Source organism: Roseibium sp. HPY-6, from assembly GCF_040530035.1.
GTDB lineage: Bacteria > Pseudomonadota > Alphaproteobacteria > Rhizobiales > Stappiaceae > Roseibium.
The window spans coordinates 623,702-640,366 of record NZ_JBEWCD010000003.1; the positions used below are offsets into that span (position 1 = coordinate 623,702).

At 56.9% G+C, this 16,665-nt stretch carries 17 protein-coding genes; 10 read left to right on the forward strand and 7 right to left on the reverse strand.

Annotation, left to right across the window (positions count from 1 at the left end):
* Positions 1-45 precede the first annotated feature (45 nt).
* Genes ABVF61_RS28940 through ABVF61_RS28950 form a run of 3 tightly spaced genes read left to right on the forward strand, consistent with a single transcriptional unit; the run spans position 46 to position 2,728 of the window.
* The gene (locus tag ABVF61_RS28940) at positions 46-1,221 is read left to right on the forward strand and encodes an ATP-binding protein (RefSeq protein WP_353997074.1); all 1,176 of its coding nucleotides are present in this window, start codon (positions 46-48) and stop codon (positions 1,219-1,221) included.
* A 3-nt stretch (positions 1,222-1,224) separates the two neighbouring features.
* Positions 1,225-2,163: a tetratricopeptide repeat protein gene (locus ABVF61_RS28945; protein WP_353997075.1), complete on the forward strand. Its 939-nt coding sequence runs from the start codon at positions 1,225-1,227 to the stop codon at positions 2,161-2,163.
* Between the two features lies 1 nt (position 2,164).
* Entirely contained in the window at positions 2,165-2,728 is a 564-nt protein-coding gene (locus tag ABVF61_RS28950; protein WP_353997076.1) for a S26 family signal peptidase, read from the forward strand.
* Positions 2,729-2,762: 34 nt separating this feature from the next.
* Here ABVF61_RS28950 and ABVF61_RS28955 read toward each other — a convergent pair whose 3' ends face one another.
* The 4 genes from ABVF61_RS28955 to ABVF61_RS28970 form a co-directional block, all read right to left on the reverse strand.
* Positions 2,763-3,134 carry a helix-turn-helix domain-containing protein gene (locus tag ABVF61_RS28955; RefSeq protein WP_353997077.1) on the reverse strand — a complete coding sequence of 124 codons (372 nt, stop codon included), beginning with the start codon at positions 3,132-3,134 and terminating at the stop codon, positions 2,763-2,765.
* A 4-nt stretch (positions 3,135-3,138) separates the two neighbouring features.
* Positions 3,139-3,708, reverse strand: a complete 570-nt coding sequence (locus tag ABVF61_RS28960) for a Smr/MutS family protein (protein WP_353997078.1) — start codon at positions 3,706-3,708, stop codon at positions 3,139-3,141.
* A gap of 3 nt (positions 3,709-3,711) precedes the next feature.
* Positions 3,712-4,833, reverse strand: coding sequence for a murein transglycosylase A (gene mltA, locus ABVF61_RS28965; protein ID WP_353997079.1), 1,122 nt, complete (start codon positions 4,831-4,833; stop codon positions 3,712-3,714).
* 107 nt (positions 4,834-4,940) lie between these two features.
* Positions 4,941-5,663, reverse strand: a complete 723-nt coding sequence (locus tag ABVF61_RS28970; RefSeq protein WP_353997080.1) for a Tim44/TimA family putative adaptor protein — start codon at positions 5,661-5,663, stop codon at positions 4,941-4,943.
* A 257-nt stretch (positions 5,664-5,920) separates the two neighbouring features.
* Between ABVF61_RS28970 and ABVF61_RS28975 the strand changes: the two genes are divergently transcribed.
* The 4 genes from ABVF61_RS28975 to polA all read left to right on the forward strand — a co-directional run bounded on the left by ABVF61_RS28975 (position 5,921) and on the right by polA (position 11,357).
* The gene (locus ABVF61_RS28975; protein ID WP_353997081.1) at positions 5,921-6,442 is read left to right on the forward strand and encodes an FxsA family protein; all 522 of its coding nucleotides are present in this window, start codon (positions 5,921-5,923) and stop codon (positions 6,440-6,442) included.
* A gap of 229 nt (positions 6,443-6,671) precedes the next feature.
* Positions 6,672-7,703 (forward strand): acyltransferase family protein, encoded by a 1,032-nt coding sequence (locus ABVF61_RS28980; protein WP_353997082.1) that lies wholly within the window; start codon positions 6,672-6,674, stop codon positions 7,701-7,703.
* Positions 7,704-7,838: 135 nt separating this feature from the next.
* Positions 7,839-8,306, forward strand: coding sequence for a RidA family protein (locus ABVF61_RS28985; protein WP_353997083.1), 468 nt, complete (start codon positions 7,839-7,841; stop codon positions 8,304-8,306).
* 75 nt (positions 8,307-8,381) lie between these two features.
* On the forward strand, positions 8,382-11,357 hold the full coding sequence (gene polA, locus ABVF61_RS28990) for a DNA polymerase I (RefSeq protein WP_353997084.1): 2,976 nt from the start codon (positions 8,382-8,384) through the stop codon (positions 11,355-11,357).
* Between the two features lie 304 nt (positions 11,358-11,661).
* On the opposite strand, the gene ABVF61_RS28995 is transcribed toward polA, so the two are convergent.
* On the reverse strand, positions 11,662-12,486 hold the full coding sequence (locus ABVF61_RS28995; RefSeq protein ID WP_353997085.1) for a cyclase family protein: 825 nt from the start codon (positions 12,484-12,486) through the stop codon (positions 11,662-11,664).
* A gap of 125 nt (positions 12,487-12,611) precedes the next feature.
* Positions 12,612-13,520: a LysR family transcriptional regulator gene (locus tag ABVF61_RS29000; protein WP_353997086.1), complete on the reverse strand. Its 909-nt coding sequence runs from the start codon at positions 13,518-13,520 to the stop codon at positions 12,612-12,614.
* Positions 13,521-13,684: 164 nt separating this feature from the next.
* Here ABVF61_RS29000 and ABVF61_RS29005 point away from each other — a divergent pair, with 164 nt between their 5' ends.
* The 3 genes from ABVF61_RS29005 to ABVF61_RS29015 all read left to right on the forward strand — a co-directional run bounded on the left by ABVF61_RS29005 (position 13,685) and on the right by ABVF61_RS29015 (position 16,220).
* Positions 13,685-14,719, forward strand: a complete 1,035-nt coding sequence (locus ABVF61_RS29005) for an L-histidine N(alpha)-methyltransferase (protein WP_353997087.1) — start codon at positions 13,685-13,687, stop codon at positions 14,717-14,719.
* Positions 14,679-15,875 (forward strand): MFS transporter, encoded by a 1,197-nt coding sequence (locus ABVF61_RS29010; RefSeq protein ID WP_353997088.1) that lies wholly within the window; start codon positions 14,679-14,681, stop codon positions 15,873-15,875. Before ABVF61_RS29005 ends, ABVF61_RS29010 begins: the two co-directional genes overlap by 41 nt.
* A gap of 111 nt (positions 15,876-15,986) precedes the next feature.
* Positions 15,987-16,220: a hypothetical protein gene (locus tag ABVF61_RS29015; RefSeq protein WP_353997089.1), complete on the forward strand. Its 234-nt coding sequence runs from the start codon at positions 15,987-15,989 to the stop codon at positions 16,218-16,220.
* 71 nt (positions 16,221-16,291) lie between these two features.
* Here the strand turns inward: ABVF61_RS29015 and ABVF61_RS29020 are convergent, their stop codons facing one another.
* Positions 16,292-16,582: a hypothetical protein gene (locus ABVF61_RS29020; protein WP_353997090.1), complete on the reverse strand. Its 291-nt coding sequence runs from the start codon at positions 16,580-16,582 to the stop codon at positions 16,292-16,294.
* Between the last annotated feature and the right edge of the window lie 83 nt (positions 16,583-16,665).

The following is a 16,665-nucleotide window of genomic DNA, read 5'->3' on the forward strand; positions in this document are numbered from 1 at the left end:
TCTTCGCGAGTACTGTATCGTGCTCGCCAAGCAAGGTGAAGCCAGTTGCAGCGAGACATTCCTGAAGATATTCAATCGCTTATTGACCTTGTCGCTCAAAACGGAACGAACGATGGTGCGATGCGGGCCGTCCTGATTTTATTGGAACAGGCTCCGGACAGCAGCGTTATTATTGATGGGCTCGGCCAGATTGAACCGGGTCTGGTTGCAAACATGGATCTGAGAGCCAGGGCTGCCACTCTTTTGAGAAAAGCAGATGCACCGGAGTTGGCTGAAGGTTGGCACAAAGTGTCCGCGCCAAAGCTTGGGAACAACGTCATTCCCATGGATCGTACCTCTGTAACGGTCTCGAATCCATCCGGCAGTATCACATTTGACGACATCGGCGGCCTCGAAAATGTCAAGAAACAAGTGCGCCGCAAAATCATAAATCCCTTTCAGAACAAGAAGGCGTTGTTCGACCGGTTCAAACGAAAGGCCGGTGGTGGCGTTTTGATGTACGGCCCGCCTGGCTGCGGCAAGACCATGCTTGCGCGTGCCCTGGCGTTTGAATGCAAAGCTACATTTCAAAATGTTCGCGCGGCGGACATTCTCGACCAATATGTCGGGAATGCCGAGAAGAGGATAGCGCAGATCTTTCAGGAGGCACGAGCGTCTCGTCCGGTTGTCCTGTTTTTTGATGAGATCGAAGCATTGGCACAAAAACGTCAGTTTGAAAGCAGTGCCAGGGTGAATACCACGGTCTCTGCGTTGCTGACCGAAATGGATGGTTTTAGCGACAATGAAGGCGTTCTTTTTCTTGGTGCGACCAATGTGCCCTGGTCGATCGATTCCGCGTTCCGGCGCCCGGGGCGCTTTGACCGGACGCTGTTCGTACCGCCTCCGGATCGCGTTGCCCGAAAATTCATTCTGAATGGTCTTTTGAAAGACCGGCCTGTTTCCGAAAGCCTGGATATCGAGCGGATAATCGAAAGTTGCACAGGATTTTCAGGCGCCGATCTCAGTGCCCTGGTCGACACTGCGGTCGATATTGCCATTGAAGAAAGCCCGTCCGTCGAAGCGCTTGTCCCTCTGTCAACCGTGCACTTCCAGGAAGCACTTCAGGAGGTTAGGTCCTCCGTCGGTGAATGGCTGGGCCAGGCTCGAAATTTCGCGGAATATGCAAACTCGAGCGGCATGTATGACGACCTCTCGGCCTTCCTGAAAAAATATGCGAGGTGAGTCGTGACCCATTCCCTCAACACAGCTCGAGCCTTGCTTGAAGCAAAGAACTTCGATGGCGCACGGCGGCTTGTAAACGAAATTCTGCAAAAGAAGCCGGATGATATCAGCTGCTGGATCTTGCGGATCAAGATCGAGACGGAGGCGGAAAACCACAAGGAGGCGCTCCGCATTTGTCGCAACGTTCTGAAGGAGCACCCCGAAAACGTGGTTTTGCGGGAACTGGAGTTTGATGCGCTCACACATCTGCGGCGAAAGCGGGAAGCCCGCCGGGTTTTTGAGAAATTCAAGACCGATTTTCCGGAACAATACATTCGTATCCGCAACATGCAGTTTTCTCTCGATGCGGTGCACGGAAAGACGCAGCAACTAAACAAGTACCTGGGGAAGTTCGATGGCGATGACCTCGGTCCCACTGAAAAGAAAAATATAGGAATCTACTATCACAAGACCTGCAATGTCTTTCGCGCACAAGAGTATATGACAGATGCGCACGCGGATTTTCCGGATGATCTTGCTCTGAACAAAACTCTCGCCCAGAACTGTCTGCAACTTGGAAAGCTCGCAGCCGCGCGGAAATACGCAAGGATCGCACTGCGACTGTCTCCCGGCGACAGGCATATGCGCGCACTGATCGCAGTAAGCTATGCCTACTATCTACCCCAGTTCTATCTTTTGAACGCGGGACTTATGCTTATCAACCTTTGCATTTGCTATTTCGGAGTTGTCATTGGGCTCGTCTTTGGCTTTTTGGCAGGTATTTACGCGTTTAGAGCCTCTGACTTTTTTGAAAGAGTAACCAGCATCGCATTGAATTCAGATGTTTTTCACGGATCTTATGTTTTCTATGGGTTTTTGCTGTCATATTTCCTCGTTCAGCATCCAAAATACTTCAAGTTTATCTATGAGCGCAAAAGAGAAGTAAGGCTAAAGAGATACTGACATGAATCTTTTCCCGTCCACATGGCCACAGATTGACCGGCGGACCCGGACCGGTGTCGCACCTTGGCTTCTTCTCCTTGCCGGCTTTGCTGCCCTAAAGGGCTTGCTCAATCCGCTTTATACGAGTTTTGACAGGACGATCGAGGGTCTGGAAACCAAGACCATTTATGCCCGGCAATCCGGTGGCACGGTCTGTGTCGGTGACATGGTGACGTTCCGCGGAACGGGCCAGCGCCGGAACCACATTCGCAGGGTGAATGCTGCGGCCGGCGAGAGTTTTTCGCTGACGCCACGCGGATACGCGATCAGCGGGAGCACAATTTCGGCAGATGAAAACTGGCTCGACGCGGCCAAAGAGAAATTCGGCGACACGGCGTCGATCATCGTTCCTGAAGACCACTATCTGATCATCAACTCGGAATTCGGCCGCAATATGCGTGGCAATGACTGGGCGTTCGATGTGGTGCCGCGCGAGAAAATTCGCAACCGCGTGACCTACATTCTAGTGTCCCGGGATTTGTCGAGCATTGGAACCCGGCTGGCGCAGGATGCTTTTGGCTGCTGAGAAGGCGAATCTGCATCCGTCCGGTCCCTGACCGTCACACATCGTCCTTGGCTGCTGCCACCCGAAGTTGGTGTAACAGTGCGTGAAGGGAGTCCTCGGACAGCACGTTGATCTTCAGCGACAGCTGGTTGGCGAGTTCCGTTGCCTTTGGGTGCATGCCGGCTGTATCGATCGTGATCCGGGGATCCGACAGCTCCGCCAGCCGTTGGATTTCTTCCGCTTCGTCCCAGATCACATTGAAATAGGTGATGATCCGCTGGACGAGGAACCAGGTTGGCTTCCCCCTCTTGCCATGTTCCAGCGCTGACAGATAAGCGCTCGAAACCGAAAGAGCGGCTGCCATTTCCTTCAGCGAAACCCCCCTTTTTGCCCTTAATTCCCGAATTTTTGCCCCAAGCGGTGTCACGGTTCTACCTTCTTTTTCGTATCCGGACGTAGAGCGCCCCTACCCCACCGTGGCTGGCATGTGCCTCCTCATACCCCAGGACGACCGGACGCAGGTCCGGCATCGTCAGCCACTGGGGAACCATTCTGCGCAAAATACCGCGTTCGTCCATATAGGCGCGTTCCATGGCGCTGCCTTTTCCCGTAATCACAAGCACGACTTTGTGACTGCGCGCCTGTGCCTGATAGAGAAAACCACGCAGCCGGTCATGGGCCTGATGCTGTGTCAGTCCGTGCAGATCGATGCGGGCGTCAATCGCCCTCACGCCTTTGACGATCTTTCGGCGGTATTTCGTTTCAAGCTGGTGAAGCGGTGGCAGGGAAGGTGTTTTCTTCACCGCGACCGGCGCCTTGATGGCTGTTGCCGTATGTGGCGGCTTTGCCGGTTTTGCCGTTTTGGGTTCTGCCGGCGCGGGCTGATCCGCTTCAAGGCTCGCAAGCCTGTCCGGATGCAGCGGCGTCAGTGTTTTCGCGACCTTGCCCCACAATTCCCTGTCTTCAGGTGACAGGTTGCCCTTTTTGCCCCTCTTCGTCATCAATCAGTCTGTCACCGTCTGTCGCCCCGGGTCAGGCTCGTTGGGAACCAGAATGGTGAAGTCCGCCCTGTGGCGGATGTCGCCTGCGATTTCACCGGCATGTGCTCCGGATCCGACAAAGATATCCCCGCGCGCAGGACCCTTGATAGCGGAGCCCGTGTCGTCTGCGACCATGAGCCTGGCGTATGCATTTGCTCCGGTTTCAGGTGTTTCGAAATCCGCATTTACAAAAACGAGTGCGCCGTAAGGCAACTGGCCGGCATCGACAGCAAGGCTCCGGCCCGGAACCAGCGGCAGTCCCGCTGCACCGATGGGCCCCTGATCGGGGGTGGTTTCGTGGACTTCGCGGAAAAAGATATAGGATCGGTTTTCCCTAAAGAGACTGTTCCGCTGATGAGGATTTGCCGATAGCCAAGTCCGAAGGCCCGACATTGTGAAGTCTTCGGGTGCGCCCTCGCCCCGTTTGACCAGAAGCCGTCCGATACCTGTGTAGGGATGCCCGGACTTGCCGGCATATCCGACGCGCATCACGGAGCCGTCGGTCAACCGTAACCGCGCCGAACCCTGTACATGAATGAAATAGGCATCGATCGGATCCGCGAGCCAGACAAGCTCCAGCTGTTCGTGGTCGAGCGCCCCGTCCATGATCGCGGCCCGATCCGGCATTTCTGTAAGTCTATCGCCCTGTCGCCTGCCGTGAGTGAGATCAGCCGGCCAGTCTTTGGGCCTTGTTTCAGCGTTGACGGCTTCAAGTCCGGCCGGCTTCCCGTGCAAAGGTGTCGCGAAATGTTCCGTACGTATGCGCGACGCCGAAACTTCCGGTTCGAAGTAACCGGTGACGAAGCCGGAAGACCTGACACGGTAGGGTGTGAACCTGCTTTCCAGGAAACGCCTCGCGTCTTCGGCTGTCCGGATGGGTGCTTCCTGCGCGGTTTTACAGAGCTTCGCTACACCGGATGGTCCGTAGCCGAGCGCGCCGGACAGAACGTCTGAGCTGGAAAGACCGCAAAACCGAAGGAATGCATTCAGGGCGCCGAGCTGATCGTCTTCGGGCCAGCCGGAGAGTTCAGCATAATCGGTTTTTTGGAAGTGCTCCGGGACGACCGGGCTTTGCGGCATGGCCATTGCGGCTCCTGCAAAGAAAAGCGGCGCGGCCAGAACCGCGCCACTCAATCGGGTGGTAAACTGACGAAGGAACGGGCATGCCGTTCTCCGATCCGTCCGATGCATTGTCACTCGGCGGATTCGGTTGCAACCAGTTTCCAGTTCGGGTCACGCGTGTTGGTGTCGCGCGCGAAGGTCCAGATATCGACCACTTCCGAAACCTTCGCGGGGTCGCCATCGACAACCTCGCCGGCCTTGTCACGCGTGGCAGAAATAAGCTGGCTGTGGATTTTGACGGTGACCTGGGCGATCGAGCCTTTCAACGCCGCTTCGACGATTTCCGACTTGTCGATGCCGACAAACGTCGACTCAATCGTTTCGCCCCTCTTCTCACGGTCTTCAATGGCAGACACGAAGCCTTCGTAGACTTCCGGAGACAGAAGGTTGCTAAGCGCTTTCTTGTCGCCGTCAGCAAATGCCATCACGATCATTTCGTAGGCGGCCCTGGCGCCGCCGAGGAATTCCTCGGGTTCGAAACTGCGGTCGACAGAGAGGATCTGCTTCAGTGCGCTGTTGAGCGCGGACCCTTCCGGCGCAACTTTGTCGATCACCACGTCGCCGCCATGGGGCTGCTCCGCAACGGAATCCGTCGGCTGGTCTGTCTGGTTTGGAAGCGGGATCACATTGTCCTGTCCATTGGACTGCTCATTTGGCTGTTCAGGCTTGGAATAGGGATCGAACGGCGGTCGCTCATTGCCGGTTCGTTTGCCGAGGACGGATCTCAGTCTGAACAGAATAAACACTGCGAGCCCCATCAGGACGAGGTTTAGTGGGTCGAAAATTTCATTCATCTTACGTTCCGGCTACCCTTTGGAGGCAATTGAAGCCGCCTTTTGCATGTTCAGCTGCGTACTGTCCGCACTCGATATCTTTCACCTACTTATTTAGGGGGTTCTTGAACCAGCATCCAGACCCGAGGGCAAGAGTGAAATTTTTGCAATGATTATCTTTCCTGCATGCGCCTGCTCGCATTTTTGTGAGCGAATGTCTAGGTTATAGGTCAATACGCTAGTTATGACGAAACAGCTTATCAGACGATGGAGGTCCCGTGGGACTTTATATCATTGCTGCCATCATTTTGCTGCCCCTGATTGAAATCGCGGTTTTCATCTGGGTCGGCGGGCTGATCGGTGTTCTGCCGACGATTCTCCTGACTGTGATCACGGCGATGGCCGGCACGATCATGCTTCGCCAGCAGGGCCTGTCCTTGCTCATGCGCATGCAGAGCGAGCTGGACGCGGGGCGTGCGCCGGGCAACGAGGTGATGCAAGGCGCAATGATTGTTCTGGCAAGCATTTTTCTGCTCATACCGGGATTTGTGACCGACGCCGTCGGCCTGCTGCTCTTTGTTCCGCCGGTCCGCGCAGCGCTCGCGAACTTTATCATCGCCCGCTCGAACGTTGTGATCGTGCAGGGCGGGGCGGCCCGCAACCGGTCTGATGAGGGTGTTGTCGACCTTGATCAGGGCGACTGGTCGGAAAAGGAAGAGCATCCGTCTGAGGGAACAGGCGGCAGTGGTCAGCCGAGGATCAGTCCGTGGCAGGATGGCCCCAACGACGCAAAGCCCTGATCAAGCTCTTTCAGCTGCACCTTTGCGATCCGGATACGGCGACAAGCTCTTGGACGACAGACCATCTCGGAACTTTCCATTTCTATCCTTCATGACGGCAGAAGCGCCGATCTGGAATTTGCCGGGTCACTAAAACGTGACAGGGGCTGTATGCGTAATATTTACCAGTTGAGGTTAGGCCTGACGCTTATTCTGCGGCGAAAGCCGCCTGGAGCGGAAGGTGCGAACCATGAAGGCTGGGCGCGTTGACTGGGTCGATACGGCCAAGGGCATCTGCATCATTTTCGTTGTGATGATGCACTCGGTGCTGGGTGTCGAGGCCGCCGCCGGCGGAACGGGCTGGATGCATACCATCGTCGCGTTCGCCGCACCGTTCCGGATGCCGGATTTCTTCCTGATCTCCGGCCTGTTCCTCGCCAACGTCATCACACGCGACTGGAAGCTCTATCTCGACCGGAAGGTCGTTCATTTCGCCTATTTTTACGTTTTGTGGATGACGATCCAGTTTGCAGTGAAGGCACCTGTTTTCATGGGGGATCTCGGGGCTGCGGGCACGCTGGAATTCTATTTCCTCAGCTTCGTTCAGCCTTTTGGCACATTGTGGTTCATCTACATGCTGCCGGTCTTCTTCCTCGTCTGCAAACTGGCACATGATTGTCGCGTCCCCTGGCAGCTGATGCTGGCCGCCGGTGCACTTCTTCAGATCGCTCCGATCCATACCGGATGGCTGCTTGTCGACGAGTTCGCGTCGCGGTTCGTCTATTTCTACGCCGGCTACATTTTTGCCCCGCAGATTTTCAAGCTCGCCGACTGGGCACGCGAGCGTATCAATGTCAGTCTCGCCTACCTCATCGGCTGGGGGATCGTGAACGGCGGCCTTGTCTATCTCGGCTGGGCGCACCTGCCGGGGATCGCCCTGGCGCTCGGGGCGGCCGGTGCAGCGGCGATCATCCTGACCAGCGCGCTGATCGTCAAAGCCGGCCAGATGAATTTCCTGCGCCATTTCGGCGAGAATTCCATCGTCATCTATCTCGCGTTTTTCTTCCCGATGGGTGTCACGCGCGTCGTCCTCTTGAAGCTCGGTATTTTCGATACAGGCACGGCTTCCCTGATCGTGACCATCGTTGCCTGTGTCAGCCCGATGATCCTCTTCTGGATGATCCGCATGACCAATCTGGGCTGGTTCCTGTTCAAGCGGCCGGAATGGGCTTATCTCGGCGGCACGTTTGGCAGGAAAAACCAACCGCAGGCGGCTGAGTGACAAGTCGGCCAGGAGGTGTCTGAAGGCGTCTGAAGGCGTCTGGGGGCTTTTCTGGAAACGCGCCGAGGGGTAGGGTGCGTGACATCGGGGGAGTTCGGTCCTCCGGTCCCTGCCTCTTGTCGGACATTCAGAAAAATGAGCGAAATTGAAGCCAGCCTAGCACGCTTGGGAATCGAGCTGCCACCAGCCCCTCCTGCCCTTGGAAACTTTGCACCTTATCTTGTCGATGGGTCTTTGCTGTATATTTCGGGTCAGATCTCGGCAGACTTGCAAGGTAAGCCAATCACCGGGAAAGTTGGAAGTGAGCAAACCCTCGAGCATGGGTACGAAGCGGCACGCTATTGCGCTATCAACCTGCTTGCACGTGCAAAGGCGGCGCTTGGGGATCTCGAGCGCATAGAAAGGCTTATCAAGCTTGGCGCATTTGTGAATGCGACACCTGACTTTGCCCAACATCCCAAGGTGGTCAACGGTGCTTCGGATCTGATGACCGAGGTCTTGGGACGGAAAAAGGCAAATCACGTTCGCTTTGCGGTCGGCAGCAGCAGCCTGCCGTCCAATGCCAGCGTGGAAGTCGAAGCCGTCTTCCGTTTTCGTGAATAGCAGTCAAAGCCCGATCCGGGTTGTTGTCCTGCAACGGGTATAATTTAAATCTTCCCTCACTGACCTACTCGGGGCATGATCCGCGCCATGTCGACGCAAGATTCCTCCTCCGCCCTCACCGCTGACGACCACCTCATTCTGGTCGACGGTTCCACCTTCATTTTCCGCGCTTATCACGCATTGCCACCGCTGACGCGCAAACCTGACGGTCTCCCCGTGGGCGCCGTTTCCGGTTTCTGCAACATGCTCTGGAAGCTGCTGCAGGAAGGACTTACGCCGGAAGAGGGTGACGAACCGACGCATTTCGCGGTGATCTTTGATCACTCGTCGAAGACATTCCGGAACAGCATCTACTCCGATTACAAGGCGAACCGGCCCGAACCGCCGGAAGACCTTGTTCCGCAATTCGGTCTGATCCGCGAGGCGACGCGTGCGTTTTCCGTGCCGTGTATCGAGCAGGAAGGCTTTGAGGCCGACGACCTGATTGCCACCTATGCCCGCCAGGCTGCCGACATGGGTGCCCAGGTTACGATCGTCTCCGGCGACAAGGACCTGATGCAGCTGATCGGGCCCAGGGTCGGCATGATCGATACGATGAAAAACAAGGTTTTCGGCGAGCCGGAAGTCTTTGAAAAATTCGGTGTCGGCCCGGACAAGGTGATCGAGGTGCAGTCGCTCGCCGGGGACAGCGTCGACAATGTCCCGGGCGTTCCGGGGATCGGATTGAAAACCGCAGCGCTTCTGATCAATGAGTTTGGAGACCTTGAAGCGCTCCTTGCTCAGGCCGAAACCATCAAGCAGAAGAAGCGCCGCGAAAACCTCATTGAATTTGCCGATCAGGCACGCGTGTCGAAAGAGCTGGTTACGCTCAAGCAGGACGTGCCGGTTGAAGTCCCGGTCGCGCATCTGACAGTGACCGAGGTTGACGGTCCTAAGGCGGTCGGGTTCCTGAAGGCGATGGGTTTCAGCACGCTGACCAAGCGTGTTGCGGAAGAGACCGGGGCAGAACTCACTGCTGTCGAACCTACCGAGTTCCAGGTGCCGGGTTGGGACGTTCCCGATCAGAAGGGCCGCATGGTTGAGCGTGCAGAAGCGTCGACCGGTTCGACATCTGCGGCGGGGGACATCGCTGGCGCTGAGGGCATGATGGTGCCGCAGACCGTTGCCGATGCGCGCGTCGAAAGCGTCAAGGCAATCCCGATTGATTCAGACGCCTATGAGACGGTGACGACCGTCGAACGCCTGAAGGAATGGTGCGATGCGGCCTTCGAGAAGGGTTATGTCGCCTTCGACACCGAAACCACATCGCTTGATGCCATGCAGGCCGATCTCGTCGGCCTGTCACTTTCGTGCGAGCCGGGCAAGGCCTGCTATGTACCGCTCGCGCATGTGGATGGCGAAGGTGATCTTCTTGGCGGCGGCGGTTTGCTGCCGGACCAGATCCCGCTGAAAGAGGCTCTGGAGGTCCTGAAGTCGATGCTGGAGGACAGGGCCGTCCTGAAGATCGCACAAAACCTCAAATACGACTGGCTGGTGATGACACGCTACGGCATCGACATCGGCCCCTACGACGACACCATGCAGCTTTCCTATACCGTTGATGCGGGCAAGGGTGGCAACGGCATGGACGAGCTGTCCGAACGCTGGCTCGGTCACAAGCCGATTCCGTTCAAGGAAGTCTGCGGATCCGGCAAGTCGATGATCACCTTCGACAAGGTTCCGATCGACAAGGCAACCGCATATGCGGCCGAGGATGCGGACGTCACATTGCGCCTTTGGCTGATTCTGAAGCCACGGCTTGCCAGCGACCGGATGGCGACCGTTTATGAGACGCTGGAACGGCCGATGGTGCCTGTATTGGCGCGCATGGAAAAACGCGGCATTTCGGTCGACCGGCAGATGCTATCGCGGCTCTCGGGCGACTTCGCGCAAGGCATGGCGGGGCTGGAATCGGAAATTTACGAGCTGGCCGGCGAAAACTTCAATATCGGCTCGCCCAAGCAGCTTGGCGACATCCTCTTCGGCAAGATGGGATTGCCCGGCGGCAAGAAAACCAAGACAGGCGCCTGGTCGACGTCAGCTCAGGTTTTGGAGGATCTGGCAGCGGAAGGTCATGAATTGCCGTCGAAGATCGTTGCCTGGCGCCAGCTCTCCAAGCTGAAATCCACCTACTCGGACGCGCTGCCCGGTTACGTCAATCCGGAAACGGGCCGTGTTCACACGTCTTATGCGCTCGCGGCGACAACGACAGGGCGCTTGTCGTCTTCCGAACCGAACCTTCAGAACATTCCGGTCAGGACCGAGGAAGGCCGCAAGATCCGCCAGGCATTCGTGTCTACCAAGGGCCACAAGCTTGTTTCCGCCGACTACAGCCAGATCGAATTGCGGGTGCTTGCGCACATGGCCGATATCCCGCAGCTGAAAAAGGCATTCGAAGACGGGCTCGACATTCATGCCATGACGGCAAGCGAAATGTTCGGAACGCCGATAGAAGGCATGGATCCGATGGTCCGCCGCCAGGCCAAGGCCATCAATTTCGGCATCATCTACGGCATTTCAGCCTTCGGCCTTGCCAATCAGCTCGGGATTTCGCGCGGCGAAGCCGGCGATTACATCAAGACTTATTTCGAGCGCTTCCCGGGCATTCGTGACTATATGGAAGCGACAAAGAAGCAGGTCCATGCGGACGGCTACGTCAACACGATCTTCGGCCGAAAGGCGCATTATCCGGACGTGAACACCAAGAACCCGAACATGCGCTCCTTCTATGAGCGTGCGGCCATCAATGCGCCGATCCAGGGATCGGCGGCCGATATCCTGCGCCGCGCCATGGTGCGCATGGAAGACAGGCTGGCAGACGCAAAACTCGATGCTCAGATGCTGCTTCAGGTGCACGACGAACTGATCTTCGAAGTGCCCGATGCCCAGGTGGATGACACTCTGCCGGTGATCCGTGACGTGATGGAAAACGCCTGCGATCCTGTGCTGAAACTGTCCGTTCCGCTGAAAGTGGATGCCCGGGCCGCTGACAACTGGGACGAGGCGCACTAGAGAAAGCGCCAGCTCTCACATGCACGCGCCGCCCCGGACCTGATCCGGGGCCAAGGCCATCCTTGCAAGCTAAGGGCTTGGAAAGGTGTCATCCCGGTTTGGCGCGTAGCGTCAAGACCGGGATCCAGTACCTCTGTGTGCACTAGGCTAAAGGACATGCGTTTACTGGATTCCTGGCTGCGCAGGAATGACAAGAAAAAGACTGTTGCGAACTCTCGGAGCGGCGCGATCGGAGATCACCCAAGCCTTAAACTCCAACGCGTCCAGGTTCCGGGTCAGGCCCGGGACAGCGCAGGGTCAAAGGTCAAACCATTGCCATCACCCGGGACGGCCCGCCGGTGCCGCCCTGGAATTTCGGTGCCCCGACGATCAGAGTTGCCCCCTTTGCCGGAAGCGCATCGAGATTGGCGATGCATTCGATGCCCCAGCGGTTGCTCGGCAACCATGCGTAATGGACCGCGAAATCAGGCGACGGGCCGAAATCGAGGGACAGCGTGTCGACGGCAAGACCGACAACATTGGCCTCTTCCATCAGCATTTGCGCGGCTTCCAGATGGAAGCCCGGGAAATGCATCACCCCGTTTTCATCGGCATTGCGGAACTTGTCGGTTGGAACCTGAATGTCCCAGCCGGAATTCATGGCCACGCAAGCGCCGTCTGGAATCTCGCCATTGGCGGAAATCCAAGCCTTGAGGTCGTCCGGCGTGACCTGAGCGTCGTCGTTCTCGGTCGCTTTTGACTTGATGTCCACGATGCAAAGCGGCGCGACGAGGTTTTCGACCGGGATTTCCGCGACGGACTGCCCGTCTTCGGAAAAGTGCAGCGGCGCGTCCATGTGCGTGCCGGTGTGCTCGTTGATGGTCAGGTTGTAGAGATTGAATCCGTCCTTGGCGAAATCGAAGATCTTTTCCTTGAAGAATTGCTGTTCACCGCCATAGGTCGGAAAGGTCTCGTAAAGCTCATGAGTCATGTCCGTGACCTGCGCTGGCGCTTGCGCCATGGCGGGCATTGCACCGGTCGTGGCCACGGCCGCCGCCGCAACGCCGGCGCTCACAGCGGATGCCCTGAAAAAGTCCCGCCGCGACAACATGCGGTTTTTCACGGAATTGATGACGCACAAATCACACATGACAGATCCTTCCGACAGTTAACCGGGGGAATGCTGCATGCTTCTAGGTAATTTTGCCAGTCAACAATTCTTTCATTGTTGTGCCGGCAAGGGACGCGCTGCACTGAACTGCGCTGCTTTCGGCCTCAGACGACCCGCAAATCCGGCTGGTTTTTGCCCGCCAGTGCCGAGCGCGGCGCAATGGCGTTGCGCAAAAGCTCGCTCAAATGCTCTTCCAGATAATCGACGATCGGCGACTGCGCTTTGGAAGGCGTGTAAATGGCGAGTTGCGTTGCCGGAAGCGTTGGAAACCCGTCCTGGTCCTTCAGGAGCTTGAAGCCTTCCAGTATGGCGCCGGACGGCAGGCAGCAGATACCTGCGCCAGACGTAACGGCCACCTGGGCCGCAGCGACGCTTGTCGTCGTGATCCGCTCGTACCACTGGCGACCAGCACTTGCGAGCGCGCGGAACGCCAGTTCGCGGAAGGGGCAGGGTTCGGGAAACAGGATCAGTGGCAGGGGATCGCTCAGCGTGCAGGCATCGCTGACTGCCCAATGCAATTGTTCCTCGACAACGCCTGCCGGTTCGGGCTTCGCCGGGGTGACGAGGGCGATCGCGAGATTGATCTCGTTGGCCGACAGCATGTCATGCAATGTGGCGCTGTCCGCGACCGTCATTTCAAGTTTGACGTTCGGGTGAATGCGCACGAAGTTGCAGAAGATGGATTGCAGCTGGCCTGTTGCGAACCACTCGGGCAGACCGACATGAACCGTGCCGGTCAATTCCGGTGCGGACAGCCGCAACCGGGCTTCTTCATGCGATTTCAGGATTTCCGTCGCATGCTGATAGAGGATGCGTCCGGCAGGCGTCAGGTTCATGGTGCGCGCGGTGCGTTCTATCAGCGGTTTGCCAACCCGCTCTTCAAGGCGGCGAAGCTGCGTGCTGACGCAGGGTTGCGTGCGGTTAAGCTTGCCGCCTGCATGCGTAACATTACCGGCTTCAGCAACGGCAACGAAGGCTTCGAGTAACTCGATATTGAAACGGCCGATGGTCATAGTGCGTCATCCCGCCTGTGTCCTGGTCCGGGCTGCGTCCCGGCCGGCATCTCCTCTTGGGCCGGAGCATAACGTTCTATTATGAAGTTCTTCAATTATAAATTTTATGTATGGGTAAAAATCCCGTAATTCGGGAACTCCTCTCATCAAAACGGGTATCCGTCATGACTCTCGCGTTCAAAGTCGACAAGCCTGATCTCGATGTGGCGACATCGCCCGCCTCGTCGCTGCAATCCAGGGTGCATTGGGCCATTGCCTCCCATACCGAGTTCAGCCTTGATCGGATCGTTACGCAGGATAATCGCGTCAAATATACGAATACCGGGAAAGAGACGCAGACAACGGGACATCTGGACGAGGTGTTCCAGCTGATGCGCCAGCTGAACGAGGCCGGGGTCGAATCGGATACGCTCGGACGCTTAAGCGAAGACGGCACGTCCTTCAAGGATGCGCTGTGCCGCAGTTGCGCCCAGATCGCATCGGAATTCGGCGGAAAACCCCTCATTTACGTCGAACTTGGGCCGGAACCGACCAAGACCCGTTTCATCTTGAAAACACTGCGCAGTCTGGGCGTTGTGATCGACCGCTATGTCGCTGTCGACATCAACCCGATGTCGGTCGCTCATATGCGCCAGTCGCTGCAAGCCGGTTTCCCGGATCTTCCGCTTCACTTCGTGACGTGTTCCTTCGAGGAATTCCGGCTGAGCAACGTGCTTGAGGATGGAGCGCCAGCGGCCGTCATCACGATGCTGGGCTTCCAGGAAGGAAACGACGACCCGTTCGTCGTCAATGAATGGCTGCGCGATATCGCAAGGCCCGGAGATCTGCTCCTGTCCGAAAGTCAGCTGTATACGCCGAGGCACTTGGGACGTATTCCATATTTTTATGCCCATCCTGCCATGCGCCGATTTTCCAGGATCGCCTTTGAGCAATCAGTCGACAGTACCGTTCCGACGCTCAATCGCTTTTTTCTGCTGCCGGTGCCGTTCCGCGAGAACGAAACGACGCATGTCGCCGTCCTGGGAGAGGAGTTTTCAAGCACAATCAATGGAAGAAACTTGCACGTTTCCAACTTCTGCCTGAAACTCACGCATTCACAATATCGTCATTACAGAGAGCATGGCGGATATTTCGAGATTACCGGCGAGACCTTTACCGATGACGAGACACTTCACTTCCAGCTCTCCCGCCGGGTATGAAAATGTGATGCGAGCCCGTGGCCTGACGGCGGCGGGACTGGCAATCGTCGCCGCGACATATGGACTGGCCAGATACTGTTTTGGTCTGTTCCTCCCGGAGTTCCGGCAGGAATTCGGCCTGTCCACCGAAACGATCGGCCTGATCGCGGGCTTGTCCTATGCAGGCTACCTGATGGCGACGTTTCTCGGATCCGGATTGTCGACTTGGTTCGGACCACGCCTTCCTATCCTGCTGGGTGGTCTTGCCGCCGCATCTGGTATGGCGACGATTGCGATTGCGCCGGATGCCTGGACCCTGGCTTTCGGTGTCTTTCTGGCCGGAACCAGCCCCGGCCTCGCCTATCCGCCATTCTCTGACGTAATTGTCAGACACACCGAACCCAGTCGCCAGAACACAATTTACGCATGGATCAACTCCGGCACCGGTTTTGGTGTTGCCTTCGCCGGTCCGCTGGCGCTTTTTGCGGGCGAGGACTGGCGCCTCGCCTGGCTTTTGTTTGCAAGCCTAGCTCTGACCATTACTTTCTGGAACTACTGGACACTGCCGAGACACAGCCCGCGTCCCGAAAATGCCAAGGCCGCGATTTCACCGAGATTTCTTCTGCAGCGGGCGGCGAGACCTCTGTTTGTTGCCGCATTTTTGTTCGGAATTTTCTCAGCGGTTTATTGGACTTACGCAGTCGAACTGCTGTGGATGCTCACCGGTCAGTCGAACGATGCCATTCTGTTCTGGATTGTGCTTGGCGTTGCCGGTGTCACGGGCTGCTTTGCCGGCGGTCTCGTAAACAGATGGGGCTTACGGCGGACTTACTGGGTCCTGGCACTTGTTGTCGGTGCCGCTGTGGCGACACTGCCCTACCTCATCGAAATTCCGCACGGGATTTACATTTCCTCGGCGTTTTTCGGGTCCGGATTCATTGTGATGACCGCGCTGTTTGGCATGTGGAGCATGCGCATTTTCAGAGAAGCGCCGTCAATCGGGTTCGGTCTCACCTTCTTTCTGATCTCGCTCGGTCAGGGGGTCGGTCCCGTGCTGGGCGGATTCACGATCCCCGTGATGGGCCATCCGATGCTGTTCGTGGTCTCGGGTCTCTTGTGCTGCGGGCTCGTCTTGCTCGGTCCTAAGAAGCGTGGTTTTCCAGCTGCGCAGCCATAACACCGAATTATGGTGGCGCTGGTGCACATAACCGCAATGTGCTGGCCTTTCGCTGAGATAGCAGGCATCATAATAGCACGCTATGATTGTATTCTGCGATGTGATGTGCTTATGATCGTTACCAATAAAATGACAAATGATGAACTGCAGCTCGACACTGAACTCTGCCGGGCCATGTTCGAAAAAGACCCGGACAAGATGATCGAGCTTGTGTCGGAGTGGTTGGAGGCAAACGGCCTGACCACAAGCGAAAACTTTCAGATGCCGCTCTATCTGGATCAGGTTCTTGCAGGTGCGACCGGTTATTCGGGAACCGGCAGAACGGTGCGCATCTACGCTTCTTGAAAATCTGCACCGCACGGGCAAACAACCGTTGCCAACTCAACGGTGTGCCCATCGTTTTCATGTGCGGCTGATCAAAAAGCGAAATCGTCCTGAAACTCGCCCATTTCCAGGCCGGCAATGGCGTCGATGTCGACGTCGAAAGCTGCGTCGATATCTTCCAAGTCGAACGTATCATCGTCGCTGAGGTCCCAGGACGGGTCGTCATTGTCTTCACCGACATATTCATCCAGAACGTCACGGAGATCGTCGTTCAGGTTGTCCATGATCGCGTCGAGTTCGCCGAAACGGCCAGTCTGTTGGATGGTCTCTTCCGCAGCGTTCGCGTAGTAGGCTCCGTCATTCCATTTCTTAAAGTGTGGCATTTCAATTACTCCTGTTGTCGTCAATGTCGTGCAATAGACATGGCTACACGCTGCGGCGTTTTCTGTGACGGATGTCACCCGCA